This is a genomic window from Pseudocolwellia antarctica (assembly GCF_049933045.1).
Classification (GTDB): Bacteria; Pseudomonadota; Gammaproteobacteria; order Enterobacterales; family Alteromonadaceae; genus Pseudocolwellia.
In genome coordinates this window covers 3,439,660-3,457,470 of the sequence record NZ_CP187926.1, presented here as the reverse complement: position 1 = coordinate 3,457,470, position 17,811 = coordinate 3,439,660, and the positions used below count along the sequence as shown (strand labels likewise).

Annotated in this window: 16 protein-coding genes; 7 read left to right on the top strand and 9 right to left on the bottom strand. The window is 34.9% G+C overall.

Annotated elements, in window-relative coordinates; all coding sequences use genetic code 11:
• The first annotated feature begins 24 nt into the window (after positions 1-24).
• A complete protein-coding gene (gene prsT, locus ACPUVN_RS15020) occupies positions 25-2,787 on the top strand; it encodes an XrtA/PEP-CTERM system TPR-repeat protein PrsT (RefSeq protein WP_426369341.1) in 2,763 nt (920 codons plus the stop codon).
• A gap of 462 nt (positions 2,788-3,249) precedes the next feature.
• Here prsT and ACPUVN_RS15015 read toward each other — a convergent pair whose 3' ends face one another.
• On the bottom strand, positions 3,250-5,205 hold the full coding sequence (locus ACPUVN_RS15015) for a ThiF family adenylyltransferase (RefSeq protein ID WP_426369340.1): 1,956 nt from the start codon (positions 5,203-5,205) through the stop codon (positions 3,250-3,252).
• A 12-nt stretch (positions 5,206-5,217) separates the two neighbouring features.
• Positions 5,218-5,988 carry a PEP-CTERM/exosortase system-associated acyltransferase gene (locus ACPUVN_RS15010; protein WP_426359528.1) on the bottom strand — a complete coding sequence of 257 codons (771 nt, stop codon included), beginning with the start codon at positions 5,986-5,988 and terminating at the stop codon, positions 5,218-5,220.
• A 262-nt stretch (positions 5,989-6,250) separates the two neighbouring features.
• Here ACPUVN_RS15010 and ACPUVN_RS15005 point away from each other — a divergent pair, with 262 nt between their 5' ends.
• Positions 6,251-7,015 carry a S1C family serine protease gene (locus ACPUVN_RS15005; RefSeq protein ID WP_426359529.1) on the top strand — a complete coding sequence of 255 codons (765 nt, stop codon included), beginning with the start codon at positions 6,251-6,253 and terminating at the stop codon, positions 7,013-7,015.
• Positions 7,016-7,045: 30 nt separating this feature from the next.
• Here the strand turns inward: ACPUVN_RS15005 and ACPUVN_RS15000 are convergent, their stop codons facing one another.
• The 4 genes from ACPUVN_RS15000 to gpmI are packed head-to-tail and all read right to left on the bottom strand — an operon-like array spanning position 7,046 to position 10,602.
• Positions 7,046-7,837 (bottom strand): divergent polysaccharide deacetylase family protein, encoded by a 792-nt coding sequence (locus tag ACPUVN_RS15000; RefSeq protein WP_426359530.1) that lies wholly within the window; start codon positions 7,835-7,837, stop codon positions 7,046-7,048.
• A gap of 43 nt (positions 7,838-7,880) precedes the next feature.
• On the bottom strand, positions 7,881-8,513 hold the full coding sequence (locus ACPUVN_RS14995; RefSeq protein WP_426369339.1) for a murein hydrolase activator EnvC family protein: 633 nt from the start codon (positions 8,511-8,513) through the stop codon (positions 7,881-7,883).
• A 49-nt stretch (positions 8,514-8,562) separates the two neighbouring features.
• Positions 8,563-9,033 (bottom strand): murein hydrolase activator EnvC family protein, encoded by a 471-nt coding sequence (locus tag ACPUVN_RS14990; protein WP_426369338.1) that lies wholly within the window; start codon positions 9,031-9,033, stop codon positions 8,563-8,565.
• Between the two features lie 9 nt (positions 9,034-9,042).
• Positions 9,043-10,602, bottom strand: a complete 1,560-nt coding sequence (gene gpmI, locus ACPUVN_RS14985; RefSeq protein WP_426359532.1) for a 2,3-bisphosphoglycerate-independent phosphoglycerate mutase — start codon at positions 10,600-10,602, stop codon at positions 9,043-9,045.
• 235 nt (positions 10,603-10,837) lie between these two features.
• On the opposite strand from gpmI, the gene ACPUVN_RS14980 reads away from it, so the two are divergent.
• From ACPUVN_RS14980 to gpsA, 4 genes are all read left to right on the top strand, one after another.
• Positions 10,838-11,281, top strand: coding sequence for a rhodanese-like domain-containing protein (locus ACPUVN_RS14980; RefSeq protein WP_426359533.1), 444 nt, complete (start codon positions 10,838-10,840; stop codon positions 11,279-11,281).
• 15 nt (positions 11,282-11,296) lie between these two features.
• A complete protein-coding gene (gene grxC / locus ACPUVN_RS14975; protein ID WP_426359534.1) occupies positions 11,297-11,551 on the top strand; it encodes a glutaredoxin 3 in 255 nt (84 codons plus the stop codon).
• Positions 11,552-11,626: 75 nt separating this feature from the next.
• Positions 11,627-12,136 (top strand): protein-export chaperone SecB, encoded by a 510-nt coding sequence (gene secB, locus ACPUVN_RS14970; protein ID WP_426359535.1) that lies wholly within the window; start codon positions 11,627-11,629, stop codon positions 12,134-12,136.
• Positions 12,137-13,144 (top strand): NAD(P)H-dependent glycerol-3-phosphate dehydrogenase, encoded by a 1,008-nt coding sequence (gene gpsA, locus ACPUVN_RS14965; protein ID WP_426359536.1) that lies wholly within the window; start codon positions 12,137-12,139, stop codon positions 13,142-13,144.
• A gap of 114 nt (positions 13,145-13,258) precedes the next feature.
• On the opposite strand, the gene trmL is transcribed toward gpsA, so the two are convergent.
• A complete protein-coding gene (trmL, locus tag ACPUVN_RS14960) occupies positions 13,259-13,723 on the bottom strand; it encodes a tRNA (uridine(34)/cytosine(34)/5-carboxymethylaminomethyluridine(34)-2'-O)-methyltransferase TrmL (RefSeq protein ID WP_426359537.1) in 465 nt (154 codons plus the stop codon).
• Between the two features lie 172 nt (positions 13,724-13,895).
• Here trmL and ACPUVN_RS14955 point away from each other — a divergent pair, with 172 nt between their 5' ends.
• Entirely contained in the window at positions 13,896-14,810 is a 915-nt protein-coding gene (locus ACPUVN_RS14955; RefSeq protein ID WP_426369337.1) for a cation diffusion facilitator family transporter, read from the top strand.
• Here the strand turns inward: ACPUVN_RS14955 and ACPUVN_RS14950 are convergent.
• Positions 14,774-15,751 carry an alpha/beta fold hydrolase gene (locus ACPUVN_RS14950; protein ID WP_426359539.1) on the bottom strand — a complete coding sequence of 326 codons (978 nt, stop codon included), beginning with the start codon at positions 15,749-15,751 and terminating at the stop codon, positions 14,774-14,776. The two genes, ACPUVN_RS14955 and ACPUVN_RS14950, sit on opposite strands and share 37 nt — an antisense overlap.
• Positions 15,752-15,914: 163 nt before the next feature.
• Positions 15,915-17,792 (bottom strand): M56 family metallopeptidase, encoded by a 1,878-nt coding sequence (locus tag ACPUVN_RS14945; RefSeq protein WP_426359540.1) that lies wholly within the window; start codon positions 17,790-17,792, stop codon positions 15,915-15,917.
• Between the last annotated feature and the right edge of the window lie 19 nt (positions 17,793-17,811).

Genomic DNA, 17,811 nt, shown 5'->3' with positions numbered 1-17,811 from the left:
ATGCTAAATAAAGGCACTATTATTATGAAAAATAACAAAATCAAGTTTATTACCTTATCTGCTGCGTTGTCTGTTGCTATGTTAAGTGGTTGTACAAAAGATCTATCATATGATGAATATATCGTTGCAGCTAAATCTCAGATAGAAGCAGGCGATGCATCAAGTGCAATAGTCTCTTTGAAAAATGCGGTTAGACTACAACCCGATAATGCGAGTAGTCGTTATGAGTTAGGTAGTCTATATCTCAACGAAGGTGATTTATGGTCAGCCGAAAAAGAACTAGAAAAAGCAATCGAACTTGGTCTTGAAGCACCTTTGTTATTGCCTAAGTTAGCTAAAGTTAAAATGTTATTAAATAAGTTTGATGAAACTTATGATATTGCAGATAATTCTGGCGGGTATGATAATGAACAATATGTCATGATCTTAACCTATGCAGGTCTAGCGGCTATATCAGATAATAAAAAAAATAAAGCTGAAGATTATATTAGCCAAGCTTCAATGCTTAGTGCTGATTCGCTTTATAGTCGAGTAGGAAGTGCTTGGCTGAATTTTTCAAATGAGAAATATAATGAAGTATCGGACACATTAGATACGATTTTATCTCAATCGGGTGACTTTTCTGATGCATTACTTTTATCAGGACATTTACACCAAGCACGATTTGAATATGAAAAAGCTATTGAGATGTATACTTTATATTTAGAAAAGCACCCTCGCCAATTCCAAATAAAACTATATTTAATCAATAGCTTATTAAGTGCTCAAAAATATGATGAAGCAGAAAAAAACCTCGTTGTATTAAATAAAATATATAAAGATCATGCGCTTGTAAGTTTGTATAACGCTCAGGTTGAATATCATAATGAAAAGTTTTCAGAAGCTAAGTTATCTGCTGAAAGAGCAATTAATAATAATAATTCTCTATATTTAGGTCAACTGATTGCAGGAATGAGTGCTTATAGATTAGGAGAGCTAGAGTTAGCTTATAGTTACTTAAGTAAAGTTGGGCCATTGTTACCTGCCAATCATGACATAAAAAAATTATTGGCTATGCTCCAATTCCAGCTAGGATTCTCTAGTGATGCACAAGCCTCTTTCGAAGACATGAGCGCAACTACAGTAAATGATATGACGATTTTAACAGCCGCGAGTAGAGCTTTTGCTGATAAAGGTCAAATTGATGTAGCTCAGAATTTATTACAGAAGGTTGTTAAAGCTAATCCTAATGATAGTGAATTAGCATTTCAATACAGTGCATTAAAATTAGCCAACGGGGATCGAAGACAAGTTGATTTATTAGAAGAGCTTTCAAAAAGTAGTGAGAAAACTAAAGATGCTCCAATGATTCTAGCTACTTACTATATCAATGATAGAGATTATGAAAATGCTTTTAGAGTAGCGAGAGAATGGCAAAGTACTGAGGATGGAAAGATAAAAGGTCAGTTATTAGAAGGCTTTATTTTTGTTCATAGTAAAGATGTTGAGTCTGCTAAGAAGATCTTTAATCAAGTTTTAGAGCAAGATAGTCAAAATATTCCAGCAATTTACTATCTAGGTGAGTTCGATTTTGATAGTGAAAAGTGGGAAGAGTCAAAATCGTATTACAAAAAGATTCTAAGCTTTGAGCCCATGCATAAAGCTTCTGTTGCTCGTTTGTCTTATATAAATTTCAAGTTAGGGAAAGAAGAAGAAACAATCGAGTATCTTAATGATTTACTAGTTAAGTACCCAAATAACCAAGATATATTAATAGATCTATCAATCAACTTAAGTTCAATAAATAAAATTAAAGAAGCCATACAACTTATAGAAAAATCAACGGTTGAAGATCAATCAGAAAGATTTAAAAGAAATTTAGCCCAACTTTATGTAAAAGACTTTAGATTTTCTGAGGCGAAAATACTTTATACTAATTTACTTGAAGTAGAATCCTCTGATAGTCGACTTTGGTTAGAGTCTGCTTTAGTTGATGAGAAGGTAGGGAAAATTGAGTCGGCCTTAACAACAGTGAATAGAGGGTTAAATGTTGTAGTAAATAAAGAAAGCTTACTACTATTAAAAGCTAATCTTTTATTAATTATAGATAGAGATAATTCAGCCTCTGAAATCATTGATGAATTACTTAAGAAATATCCAAACGATAAAAAAATTGTATATTTAAAAGCTCAGCTAAACTTAAAAAAAGGTAATGTTTCTGAAGCTAGCAAGCAATTCTTTTCATTGTATGAAGCTAATGCTTCGAATGAATTTGCGCTTAAATGGGCTCAATCAAATATAAAAAGTGGTAATAGCATAAAAGCTATTGAAATACTTGAAGCACATGAAAAAGCAGAAGGTCTAGACGCATCGAATAAAGCTTTATTGGCTGAGTTATTATTAGAAGTGAATTCAGAGAAATCTAAAAATCTTTATTTAGAATTGGAGAAAGAACATCCTAATAATATTGCTGTACTGAATAATTTAGCCTGGGCTTATTATAATTTAGGTGAGTTTGATAGCGGGTTACCTTATGCTAAGCAAGCATATACTGTGTCTAAATCAAGCACTACAATTGATACGTACGCTATGTTACTTATATCCACTAAGAAAGAACTTCAGGCTATTGAGCTAATTAACCATAGTGATAATGAATCGTTTTTAAACGAAAGTTTAAAACTAACACTTATCGAAGGTTACATATCACAGAATCAATTGACTGAAGCAAAAGCAGTATTTAATGAATTCACTCAGATATCAGATGATTTAAAAGAAAGATATAACGTAATATCTGAACAGTTAAATTGATCTTTTAGTTCTCTTATACAAGAGAGTCAGAAAACATGTTGATAAAGAAGGCTAGGGGATTACTCCTAGCCTTTTTAGTTACTTGATACACATTTATGACGATTGATATTAAACTGCTTTAAATGAGAGCTTATAGCTCTAAATACTTCTTTTTAGGTTAAGTAACCTGAAAACTGGATAAGCAATTATGCCTAATATTGTTATTTAACCGTCTATCTGCGTTGATTTTATTACTAATAGCCAGCTATTAGTACATAAAACCGCCTTGTTATACGGGCTAAATCCCAACATTAGGAGAGAAGTAAATGATATTTTTTAGTGAAATCATCTAGTCTTACTTTTAAGTCATATTAATCAATGCATCACAAAATTCATTATCCAGAGTTCAGGTTAAGTAAACTCTACAAATAAAAAAACCAGCATTTTATTGCTGGTTTTTGTTTCTATATATTGTTCATTTCGTTAATCGTTAATCAATAAGTCTTTCAGTGGTCTACGTATTGAACGTGATAGCGGAGCTTCTGAACGACCTAAGCGACCAAGAAAAACAACATGATCAGGCTGTCCCATAATTGATTCAAATAATGCCTTACCTTTAGCAGCATTGGCATTTACTTTACGATCTTCTGTGAACTGAAGGTTGTTATCAATATAGCGTGAAAATATGACTGGAGTTTGCTCTGGTTGAAAACCAAGATTGAGCTTGGCAGAGGTTAACCAAAATCGTTGAACCGCTCTTCCTGCAGCAACAAACTCTTCAGGTGTTTTAGGTATTGATTCAGCGGTAATAGCAAAATGTGCTGAGCTTTTAAGGCTAGGAATAAAATCTAATTGTATTCTTGGTAAAACAGTACCTGCTAAATAAGTATTCGCAAATTTAACTCGATCCCAACTTTTGAATAATGACTGCATCATTCTTGCCGTTAGCCAATCAACACCTAATGCCTGTTCTGGAATTTTTGTTTCACTGTAACGCTGATTCCAATCGATTATCTCTTTATGAACTTGATAGCCTTCATACATAGTTAATCGGGTTTTGGCATTGCGGAAGTTAAGCTTAGCAATAGCCATTTTGTCATCTTTACTTTCAAACCATTGAATAGAATAGCCTGCAGGTAAAGTACCCTCAAGTTGTGCCTTTTCAGGGTTTGATAAGGCTTGAGTTCCCATCGCTCTGCGTTGAACTGAACGTACTTTTATATACGGAGCTAACTCGTCTGCTTTTACTGAATCGTCTTGTGTTAAAGATACAGTAAATTTTAATGATGTTTCATCTGAATAATCAGATTCAATACTTACAGTAAAACCTAATTGACTAGCCGCAATTTCAATGGTCTCAAGTAAAATCCCATGAGCTAGATGGCTTGAATGTCCATCTGCATCATAGACGACTGATTCACGGGTATCATTGGCATGTATAACAAAAGATAGATCATCTATAAGCTTAAAGCGCCAACATTGCGTATTATCGCCACTAGGTGCCCATCTTGCTATATTTAGTACTTTTTCGGCACTTGTTAAACTTTCATCAATAGAAGGTTCAGGTGCAACAACAGGTGTATCAAGCAAACGTTTTTTACCTATTTTGAAGGCTAGCTTCTGTATAGGATTACTATTCCCACCAGGACGCCATGTCTTTTTGTATTGATTGGTATATGCATCAAAATGCAATCCATGAGGAACATTCAATACATCACCTCGATTTAAGAATATTTTAGCGACTTGAGCTGCAGTAACACCTGCGGCAAGTTGACAACCTACTATAGTAGAAGGACCTTTCTTATTGGCTAAGTCTAATCGACTTGGGTCAACTAAGTAAGCTTGTTGCAATGCAGAAGGCGTTAAGCCTAGGAAAAATCGTAAATATTGTTCATTTTCGGTATAACCATTCAGCTTGAAATATTCTTCAAAAGTCATTTTACCAGGAAGAAAGTTTAAGTAGGCTGTTCCCATGCCTATAGGCGCTGCTGTTGTAGCTGGAATACCTTTATCAGCACATAACTTAAAAATGAGTTTTCTTGCTTCAAGCGCAAAAAAGTCGAGAGAGTCAACATAACAGTCAACACCTTCAAGAAAGTCATCGGTATTATCTGGATTAATACCTTCAGGCCAAAGTTTAATTTCTATTTCTGGGTTTATAGCCTTTGCCATAGACACCATAGTATCAAGTTTTTTTTGGTCGTAAGTATCAACGTTAGCACCTGCTTGTCTATTGGTGTTCTCGCAAGCGAATTCGTCAAAATCAGAAAGGTGAAACTTTGTAATACCTAATCTTACCAGTGTTAATACATGAGAGCCGCCAACGCCACCCATACCTGCAATAGCAACTCGTTTGGTTTTCAGAATTGATTGTTCTTCTTCGGTAACCCAACCAATATTACGAGAGAATGCTAGTTCGTAATTAAAAGAATGGCTCATATTGTTGTCCTCTTATTTATCCGTATTATCTGTAAACGGGACAAGACTAATTTGTTCAGAAAGGTCTTTATAAATTATTTTATAAAGAGCAAGTAGCTCATCAGAAAGCTCTGAATTGAATTTATTTCTATCTAAGTAGAACATGGCTCGCATACCGTGATAATCAACTACATCACCGACTTGCTCAAAAGGTAAACCAAAGCGTTGCAGTCTTTTATTTAATCTAGGTTCCATCATGACAAACATGCCTTTATGGTTACAGAGATTTGCGAGTGCAAGGCCACCTAAATACAAACCTATAGCGATATTAGGGAAGTTACGACGTTCTTCTTCACTGAAAACTGTCTCTGGATTTACTTCAGTAAGAACATAAGGAACACTTTTTTCTTTATTACGACGTCTGAAAGACTCTAATACAGCCAATCGTGATATTTCAGAAAAGCTACCGCGCTCTAAACTTGTAGGATCCAATACTTCTTTACGTGCGCTGTCTAAACAATTTGCTTCAAAAGGTAACTGTAAATCAGGATTCTGTACTGGAGGTATTATTAATCTTATACAGCCAGCATAAACTTCTGTACGTCTATGCTCTAGTAAACAATGATAGGAATGGTCATCATATTCATCTGTTTCCATTTCTGATTCATTTTCAGGCTCCCAGCCCAATTCTCGGCTATAAACACCATAACGAATTTTGAAGGCTTCTTGCCTAAGTGATTTACTGCTAGCAAATTTAATTTTAAAGTATTTATTAAAATTCTCTGCGATGGAGTATGAACTCATAACTTATATTACTCTTCTTATAGGCAAAAAATAATTGTAAATAAATATAACAGTTATCTAATGCTTAGTGCTAATTTTTTGAATCTAATGTCTTGTTTTACCTGAAAGTAAGACTCCGAATAGTACTTCTACCTTTAAATATAAGGTGCAGCTATTTCTTTTTTGCTTCCTTTTAGTATGGCGCAAAAAATTAATTAAGTGATTATTATTCACCGAATGTGCGTTTTTCTTGCTAACATATTATTCATTAAGGGAGTTTCAAATGAATAATGTTTTTAAATATCTTTGTTTTATATCTTTGTTTTTTATTCAACCTGTATCTGCTGAACTTGCAGATACTTTAGAAAAAGTGAAACCTTCAATTGTAGGGGTTGGGGTTTACACACCAACGGGACGACCAAAGAATGTCTTAAGTGGTAGTGGTTTTGTTATAGGGAATGGGCGTTATGTTGTTACTAATCATCACGTTGTACCTAAGGAGTTAAACGTAAAACTGCTTCAGGAAATGGCTGTGTTTGTCGGTTCAGGGAAAACAGCTAAAGTACGCAAAGCATCATTAATCGCAAGTTCTGAAAGATATGACCTCGCTATTTTAGAAATTAAAGGTGCTAAGTTACCTGCATTAAGTTTGGCTTCATCGCCTTACATAAGAGAAGGTTCTTCAATTGCTTTTACTGGTTTTCCTATTGGTTCTGTACTTGGTTTATATCCTGTAACGCACAGAGGTATTATTGCAGCAATAACACCCACTATCACGCCTGTAAGTGATATTAAACAACTTAGTATCAAGATGCTGAAAAAGCTAAGAGACCCATTTATGGTGTATCAACTGGATGCCACGGCATATCCAGGTAATAGTGGTAGTGCTATGTACGATGCGAAAACAGGGAAGGTCGTTGGCGTTATTAATAAAGTGTTTATTCAAGAAAGCAAAGAAGCTGTTATTAGTAAGCCTAGCGGCATTACTTATGCCATTCCCGTTAAGTATTTACATGAACTTTTAGAAGAAAATAACATTAAGCTTTAAGTTGTTAATAAAGCCATTAACGCGTTTTTCTTATTCTGTATGGCGCGTTTCTTTTAAGTACTGCTGGCGTTCAAATAATTGTGAAACTGGAACTAATTCTACACTTTGCTGGTCTAGTAAAGGCAATAGCTTTAATAAAGCATGTATTGTTTCAGGGTGAGGGTGAGCAATAGCTATTGCCATCTTATGCTCTTTAGCTCGCTCTATCAGTAAAGCGAATTGCTTAGCAATATATTTATGTTCAAGTTTATTGTCTAAAAAGATATCACGCTCTAGGGCTGGTATTCCTAGTTGTTTAGCGATGGCACTTGCTTGGCTTTTCGAAGAGGTAATACTGTCTACAAAAACCACATCCTTTTCTTTAAGAAACTGCATTACCCAAAGCATTGACTGAGGTCGTGTTGTTAGTAAACTTCCCATATGATTATTAATCCCAATAGCAAAAGGGACTTCTGTAAATGCATCATTGAGTTTTTCACGGATCGATATCTCATCCATATTACTGGTTAAACCGCCAGGCCCTAGAAACTTGCCGTTCTCAGCTTCCATCGGAATATGTAGCATTATTTCATGATGTTTTTCGAAACCTTGCAGAGCTAATGATTTACCGTATGGAGTATGCGGTAATACGGATAGTGTAATATTTGTAGGTAGCTTTAAAACGTCACAATCTGTTTTTCTATAACCAATATCGTCAATAATAATAGATATTTTGGCTTTTTCGGCGATAGAGTAATATGAAGTGAAGCTTAATAATATAAGTAGGAATATACGCAAGGTAATAGCAATAGAGGTTGTTTTGATGAATGTTAAGAGTAGCACTTAAAGCAAGTTTAATCGAATTGAAATAAAAAAGTTAGTCGGTTTATCTGCACCAGAGTTTAGGGTTTTGAGCTTGTCCTGAACTGCGTACTTCAAAATATAGCGCAGGCTCTGATTGTCCACCACTTTGCCCAACTAATGAAATAGGTTCACCTTGCTCAACATAGTCACCTACTTTTTTAAGTAAGGTTTGGTTATGTCCATATAAACTCATATAGCCTTTGCCATGGTCGATAATCGTTACTAAGCCGTAACCTTTTAACCAATCGGAAAATAAAACCTTACCGTTAGCAATAGATTTAACTTGTTGCCCTGTTTTAGCTCTTAATAAAACACCTTTCCATTTTATGTAGCCATGTTTTTGAGTGCCAAAACTATGAACAATTTTACCTGCGACTGGCCATTTCAATTTTCGTTTTAATTTAGCTAATCCATTCAGTTTTTTACTCGACTTAGCTAATGTTTGGATTTTTTCTAGGGTATATTTTAAACTTTTTTCTTCAGCTACTAACTGATTTAGTTGTTGTTCTGTGCTGAGCTGTTCTTTTTTTATAAGAGCTAATGTCGCCGTTCTTTTATCTTTATTTTTTTCTAACGATTTTTTATTAGCGATAAGATCTATTGTAATTTTGTCTAAGGCAATTGATTGTGTTCTATGTTCTTCTTCTACAACCACAAGTTCATTAATGGTTTGTTTAAAGCTATCTATTTCTTTAATACGTGCATTATTTACATATTGGTAATTTGTAATAGTACGTTGAATTGTTGCTGGATTCTTTTTGGTTTAAAAGCAGCATGATATAATCGTGATGACCTGCTGAATAGGCTGCTCTAAGTTGTTTAGCCAACAGTTTTTCTTGGCGTTGTTTACTGGTTATTAATATTATTTTTTCTTGCTCAAGCTTTTTTAATTTATTTTGGATTTCTGATTTATTTTTATTATTCTGTTGTATTTTTGCTGTTATTGAAGAAATTGAAATATCGCTTTCTTTCAGTTGATTTTCTAATGAGTTTCTTCTTTTATTAACGTTTTTAAGTTGTGATTTAGCATCGGATATTTCAGATTTTACATTTTTGAGCTTTTCATTTGTTGTATTTTGATTATTAAAAAAAGGCTCAGCTGAACAAGAAAAAGCAAATACACACAGGAGTGTGTATAGGCTTATTGTGTTTCTAAACAGATATCTTAATTTCATTAACGAAATTTAATCTTTTAGGTTCATTAATACAGAACCTGTCATTTCTTCAGGTTGAGGCAAGCCCATCAATTTTAAAATCGTTGGTGATATATCACTTAGTGCACCCGTTTTAACAGGAGTAGCATCTCGACCTACATAAATTAATGGCACAGGTTCACAGGTATGAGCTGTATGTGCTTGACCTGTTTTAGGATCAAGCATTTGTTCCGCATTACCATGATCGGCTGTAATTAAACATTCACTGCCTGTTGCTCTAACTGCTTTTACTACTCGCGCAATCGCACCATCAACAGCTTCACAAGCTTTCACTGCAGCATCAAATTTACCTGTGTGACCTACCATGTCACCATTAGGGTAATTACAAACAATAAAGTCGTATTTGCCGCTTTCAATAGCGCCGACTAACTCATCTGTTAAAAGTTTTGAATTCATTTCTGGTTGTAAGTCATAAGTTGCAACAGAAGGTGACGGAACTAAAATACGCTCTTCACCTACATATTCATCCTCTTTACCGCCGCTGAAGAAGAAAGTAACGTGTGCATATTTCTCAGTTTCTGAAATGCGTAATTGTGTTTTATTGTTCTTCTCTAACCACTCACCCATTACATTATGTAATGCTGTAGGAGGGAATGCGCTAACTGCTTCAATGTCTTCTGCGTATTGCGTTAATGTAACAAAGTCAGCCAATTCTGGTGTTCTATTTCTGTGAAAACCAGTGAAATCTTTTTCAGTAAAGCAACGGCTAAATTGTCTTGCTCTATCGGCTCTGAAATTCATAAAGATAAGAGAATCACCATCATTAACTTTAATTACATTTCCATCAGCATCTAAAATTGCAGAAGCATCTACAAACTCATCGTTCTCGTCTCTTGCGTATGCGGCATTTAATGCATCACTAGCGTTAGTGAACTGAAACTCTCCTTCACCATCAACTAATAAGTTATAGGCTTTTTCTACTCGGTCCCAGCGTGAATCTCTATCCATTGCATAATAACGACCGATAACTGAAGCAATTTGTCCTTTGGCTTCTGAACCTGAGAATAATTCTTCAAATTTTTGCTGTGCTTTAATAAGTGGCCCTTCTGCACTGCGTGGCGGTGTATCTCTGCCGTCTAAAAATGCATGTAAATAAACCTGTTTGGCGCCTTTTTCTTTAGCAAGCTTAATCATAGCGAGAATATGTTCATCATGGCTATGTACACCACCTGGCGACAGTAAACCGAAAATATGAACAGCTTTATCATTTGCTACGGCTTTATCAACAGCTGCAGATAACGCTGGATTTGAATTAAACTCATTATCAGCAATGGCTTTAGTAATACGTGTAAAGTCTTGATAAACAATACGACCAGCGCCTAAGTTTACATGTCCTACTTCAGAGTTACCCATTTGCCCATCAGGTAAGCCAACAGCCATGCCAGAAGTTTCAATTAGCATACTTGGGCACGTTGCCATTAAGTTATCTATAAAAGGTGTTTTCGCATGGTAAATAGCATTTGAATCATGGTTTTCGCTATAACCCCAACCATCTAAAATAATAAGTACAGTAGATTTTTTATGTGACATGAATTTTCCTATAGAACTAAGTTTGTATATCAATAGCCCAAATATTAAATGGTATGCTACGAAGTAGAGAATATAACTCAGAGTATATCAAGGAGAAAATATAATTTCTTGTGAAGATGATTATAAAATGTTCCTTACCTACATTCATAACTAATTAATAATTTCCCGTTGTGGAATAGGGTGAATCTTTATTGCGGCAATAACTTATTAGCCTGTATACTATGCAGCAAATTTAATGAAAAAATGGCTTTTTATGGAACAACTTATCGCTTTTGCGACAGATAATGCTTTATTGAGTGCTGCATGGGCTGCAATTGTAATTTTACTTATTTTTACAACCATTAAGATCCAACTATCTCCTATTAAAAAAATTAGCACGCAAGAGCTGACATTTTTAATGAATAAAGAAGATGGTTTGGTGGTAGATATCAGAGCAGAAAAAGAATTTAAAGCAGGTCATATCATTGATTCAAAACACTTAAGTAGTGAAAAAACGAATAGTAATGATTTTACTAACCTTGAAAATTATAAAGATAAACCCATTATTGTAGTATGCGCAGCTGGATTAACTTCCGCTAAAGTTGCAAATTCTCTTTATAAAGCAGGTTTCACCCAAACAAGTATTTTAAAAGGTGGAATGAATTCATGGCTTAGCGGTGGATTACCTGTTTCAAAATAATCCATAGGAGTTACCATGGCTACAGTTGATATTTATACTAAACAAACGTGTCCTTTCTGTGTAAGAGCTAAAGCTTTACTAACAGAAAAAAATGTCGCATTTAATGAAATCAAAATTGATGGCGATAACGATCTTCGTACTAAGATGATTGATCGCAGCAAAGGCGCATACACAGTTCCACAAATCTTTTTTAATGAAAACCATGTTGGTGGTTGTGATGATTTATTCGCATTACACGCAAATGGAAAATTAGATGAGTTATTAAAATAAACATTAACGAATAATGTTTTTGAAATTGAATAATAAGGTGCTATTCAAGCACCATTAATATAGGAAATATTTATTATGTCTGATGACATTCAAAGTAACGAAGCCGCTACAGCTGAATCAGCTCCTCAATTTGCTATTCAACGTGTTTATACAAAAGATGTTTCATTTGAAACACCTAATTCACCTGCAATTTTCCAAGAAGATTGGAAGCCTGAAGTTAAATTAGATATTGATACACGTTCGGACAAATTAGCTGACGATACTTATGAAGTTGTTTTATCTTTAACGGTTACAGCAACAGTTAATGAAAAAACTGCGTTTTTAGCAGAAGTACAACAAGCAGGTATTTTCACTATTGGTAATTTACCAGAAGCTCAATTAGCTCATGCAATTGGTGCTTTTTGTCCAACTACATTATTCCCATACGCAAGAGAAACTGTAGCTAACCTTGTAAACAGAGGTTCTTTCCCTCAGTTAAACTTAGCGCCTGTGAACTTTGAAGCTTTATTTGCTTCTTATGTTCAACAAAAAGCACAAGCTGCACAACAAGCTGAAGCTAATCCTTCAGGTGCTGAGACTCACTAGTTGTCAGTTCTCAATAAAAGCATTTCAGTTATAGGAGCAGGCTCTTACGGCACTGCTCTTGCTATTTCTTTAGCTCGTAATGGTCATCAAACAACCTTATGGGCTCGAGATCCTGCACATATAGCTGAAATGGCTACAACACGCGAGAATAATAAATATCTGCCAGGTTGCACGTTTCCTGAAACTTTGACGTTAGAAGCTGATTTAGAAAAAGCTGTCCGTTCGAGTGATAATATCCTTGTTGTTGTTCCTAGCCATGTTTTTGGTGAGACACTTAAACAATTAAAACCTTATGTTACACCTACTTCACGTCTTGCTTGGGCAACTAAAGGTTTAGACCCTGACTCAGGTCGCTTATTACAAGATGTAGCGTGTGATATTTTAGGTAAAGATATATCACTAGCTGTATTATCAGGACCAACATTTGCTAAAGAAATGGCAATGGGTTTACCTACCGCTATATCAGTATCATCTACCGATGATGAATTCGTTAAAGAAATTTCAAGTTTATTACATTGTGGAAAAACCTTTAGGGTTTACAGTAATAATGACTTTATCGGTGTTCAACTAGGTGGAGCGGTTAAAAATGTAATTGCTATCGGTGCAGGTATGGCAGATGGTATTGGCTTTGGTGCTAACGCAAGAACAGCATTAATTACCCGTGGTTTAGTTGAAATGACTCGGCTAGGCGCTGCATTAGGTGCAGAACCAACCACTTTTATGGGAATGGCGGGCTTAGGTGATTTAGTACTAACTTGTACTGATGATCAATCGAGAAACAGACGTTTTGGTTTGGCTCTTGGGCGTGGTGTTGAAACTAAACAAGCCATGAAAGATATTGGGCAAGTGGTTGAAGGCTATCGAAATACCAATGAAGTTTATATGCTTGCTAAGCGAATGAATGTTGAAATGCCAATTGTTGAACAAGTTTATCAAGTATTATATTGCGACAAACCTGCTAAAGCGGCTGCAGCTGACTTACTTTCTCGTGAACCAACCTACGAATAATTCTTATTGGATTCTCTTTAAAATAATTTAAATAAACCATCCTTTTACGACGGTTTATTGTTTGAGAAAGTTTATAATCTTGATGTTATGCCAATTCGATTAATTAACTTGGTATTATACCGCGTTAGGAAAACCTAACTGCCTCCAAGCATCATATACAATTACCGCTGTTGCATTCGACAAGTTCATACTTCTACTACCTTCTAGCATAGGTATACGTATTTTATTCTCGTCAGGTATCTGCTGTCTTACTTCCTCAGGTAATCCACTGGTCTCAGAACCAAAGAGTAAAAAATCACCTTCTGTAAATTGAACATCGCCATAATAGTTATCTGTTTTAGTAGTAATGGCTAATATTCTTTTAGGCGATTCACTGGCTAAGAATGCTTCAAAATTACTATGGCGTTTTGTTGCCGCAAATTCGTGATAATCTAACCCTGCTCGTTTTAACTTTTTATCATCAAAATCAAATCCTAATGGTTCGATCAAATGTAATCGAAAGCCTGAATTTGCACACAAGCGGATAATATTGCCTGTATTTGGTGGGATTTGTGGTTGGTAAAGTACAACATCTAACATAGTAACACTCTGTATTTAGTCTATTCTTCAATTATAACAACCTTAACAGCTTTGCTAAAACTTATTTGTATGTGCTTTATTAACGACTTGGTTTTAACAAATGTTAAGGCTATGCTAATCAACTTGAGAACAGTGTTTATAAACCTCATCAAATAAACAGGAAGAGACTTTTTTGGAAACTGCAGATAAAGAGAAAAACTATAGCATTTTAGTTAAACTTGCTGCTTACAGCGCCTCAGGTACCGCTTTATTGCTTGTTATTATAAAACTATATGCATGGTTTATTACTGATGCGAGTTCAATGCTGGCATCAACAACTGATTCTTTACTCGATTTATTCGCTTCTATAATGAATGTTGTCATTTTACGTTATGCATTAGCACCAGCAGATAACGAACATAGGTTCGGTCATGGTAAAGCAGAAAGTTTAGCAGGTTTGGTACAGTCGGCATTCGTTATGGGTTCTGCATTATTACTTATATTTCATGGCGTGGGTCGGATGATCACGCCACAAGCGATTGTACATTCAAATATTGGGATCGTAGTCACCGTTATCGCAATTATTCTTACCTTGGGTTTAGTTGTGATTCAAAAAATTGTTATTAAAAAAACAAAATCAGTAGCGATCAGTGCCGATGCTTTGCATTATCAATCTGATCTAGTTCTTAATGCTGGTGTGCTGTTAGCTTTATTTTTAAGTGGTGGTATATGGTTAAGAGCAGACGGTTTTTTTACTATTTTAGTGGGTTTGTTTTTATTATGGGGAGCAGGACAAATTGTTTGGCTAAGTGTTTATCAGTTAATGGATCACGAACTTACAAAAGATGAGCAGAATATCATTACTAATATAGTGATTAATCATAAAGAAACCTACGGTTTACATGACTTAAGAACAAGACAATCAGGCCCTGATAAGTTTATTCAATTTCATTTAGAGCTTGATGACAAGCTATCTTTATTTGAAGCTCATGCTATTGGAGAAATGATTGAAAAAGAAATAGAAGAAGCGCTAAAACCTTGTGAAGTGCTTATTCATCACGATCCGCACCCTCAACCTGATGTTGTAGAAGCAACTGAAAAGAATTGACGTATCTGTGTTAATGTTTCGTCTCTAATGCTATCTTTTTCGAAAAGTAACTCATGATAAGCTCCTTCAATAACAACAGGTTTTGGCGTTATTAGCTCAGGAGATAAAGCATTAAGCTGCCGACAGAAATTGTTTTGTTTTTTATTATCGATAACAATGTCGTCACTCGCTTGAAGTAAACAAATAGGTGTACTGATTTTGTTTAAGTTAGAGAAGATTAGATGCTCTGTTTTAAATGCTTCATATAACCACTTAACCGTCACACCACCCAATTGTATAGCATGATTATCTTGATATAAATCTGCAAAAGCGTGATAACGTTTTTCACAATGGGTTAGTGGGTTATTTTTAAATGGCTTAACTTTAAAGTTAGATTGCCCTGCAAAATACCAAGATTCTTTTGATAGTATTTGATTAAGTTTATCAGTAAATCTAATAATATTAATCGCTAATAAGTAAGGTAGTGGTCCTGTATTTATGGCAATCATAGGTGAAAGTAATACTGCTTTTTTTATCACTTTAGGGTAAAGCTGCAGCATTCTTAAGGTGATTGCACATCCCATAGAATGGGCTAATAAATAAGGAAGTGTATTGCCTGAATAAGGCGCTACGATAGTCGTGACAAATTGATATAAGTCGTCAGCATAATCATCAAATTTTTTCACATAGCCTTTGTACTTATTGGCTAGCATACGACTCGACAAACCTTGGCCTCGATGATCTACAATAAAGATGCTGTAACCTGATTGATATAATTCAAAAGCTGTTTCTTTGTATTTGAGGTAGCTTTCACATCGACCAGGTGAAATAACAATAATAGGTGAAGTAGGGCTGTGTTTGAAATGAGCATAGTGAATATCTAGATCATCTTTTCCTTTGAAAGCATTAAAAACCCCTTGCTCCCAGAAAATATCTTGCTCGTTATGTACATTATTACCCAACTTAATTTCCCTTATGCCTTTAATACTTATACTCAATAGTGAATTTACCAAGTATTAAAACACGATGCCATCTAAAACGAGGGATAGTCTATACAAGATAACTCATGAAGTGAGTTACAACGAATAAATAACTGAATTAATCTATGGGTGGGACTAATAAATGCTACTTCTCTAAGCTGAACGAGAATATCTTCGACATTTCACTCTCTACTGCTTCACCATTATGTTGAGCAGGTATAAAACGCCATTTTTCCATAGCGTAGCGAACTGAACTTTTGAAATAGTTACGGTGATATTTCACAGGTGGAAAATCTACATCTTTAACGTAGCCATTCTCGTCAATAGTAAAAGTAACTTTTACTTCTAACTCAATACCTTTACGTTTAGCCATTATCGGATATCTAGGAGGAACTGAGAAGATCAATTCAGCATTATCATGTGAAACAGTATCTTTACTAGAACTCGAAGCTAAAACAAGGTTTGTATTCTCAAGAGAATTGTAAGCATCAATATTTCTAAGTTGGATATGTTGGTTACTTTGGTCAAGCGTTGTTTTTAATTCTGATAACTGTTTTGAATAGTTATTTTTAGATGAGTTAATCGCTGAACTTGAATCTGTTTTTTCAAAAGCTATTTCAGATGTTGTTTTATTTGATGAGCTGTTATTTGAATTCCCCAATAAATTATTAATGGTTTTATTGGGTAAATCTGCTGTTGGTGATAGTTTAGCTTCAATGTCACTGAAGGTTTGATTCTGGATAACAGGTGTCTGTCTATCTACTGTTTTTGTAGAAAGTGACTTATCTTGGTTTGCTATTGATTGTCGTTCGTTTTTTGTTAAAGCAGTAGGTTCGACTATCTGAACTGAATTCTTAGCTTGTTGAGCTTTTATTGTGTAATTGTTTTTAATTGATTGAGCTAATGTTGTGCTTAATTCATTCGGGCTTTTAGTTTCAGTATGTAAAGGAGCATCTATAATTCTTACTGTCGGCGTAAAGTAAGCTGCATTTAACTCCATTTTTAATAAGGTAATAAGTTGCTGAGATGAGGCGATTAGCACAACAGATAAAACGGCTAAAGAAGCAAACCACTTGCTGGCTTGGTTACTTGAAGCACAGTGATGTTCATTAACCAGTCTTAAAACCCTTTGGGTTAAATCTCCACCAGAAGCTGCCATTGCCATATTAGGGATTGAATGATTGCGATGCTTATTACATAAGGTTGCTGTATCAGCAAGCGTATGAGCATAAGCTATAGGATCACCTGAATGTTTAACAGCGATATCATCACTACAATACTCTCTTTCATTTCGCATTTGATTCGATACCCAAAGTACAGCGGGATGAAAGAATAAAATGATCTCGACAAGCGATTGTATAAAGTTAACAAAGTAATCGTACCGACGAATATGCGCTAATTCGTGCAGGATCAACATATCTAATTGCGTTGGTGTTAATCCTGTCAGCATACTTACAGGTAAAAGCACCATAGGTTTTAACCAACCAATCGCCATAGGTACATGAGTATCTAACGACAATAATAAATTTGGTGTTTTTTGTAGACCTACTTTTTTAGCAAGTGCTTCAAAGCGCTCATATAGTTCATTGTCAGGCGCTAACACATTATTTTTAGGCAGTTGATTTACTGAATAGAGCTCAATTAAAAACTTTAACGATAATATAGAAATAATACTTAACCACAGCAGAGTTAAATAAGGTAAGTATTCAACAATGTTGGTATACCACGCGTTATTTATTAAAGACTGCACATAAATCATGTCAGTCACTGAAATAACTGTTAACTGCGGTGTTAACTGCAAATTGTTGTGTTGGTAAATAATAAAGAAAGTGATCAGTGGGCTAATAAAGTTAAGTAACATTGCCCCCGATGTAAACGCATAACGTAATTGGGACTTTTGATGTGGTGTAAATATTAAAGCAACTTTTAGGGCAAGTGCGATTAATGCCCCTTGCCATAGAAAATGGATAAGAGTTAGAGCGATACTGTAAACTAGAGGGCTGTTTAAAAAGCTGTCTTGCATTACTTATCCATTAACTAAA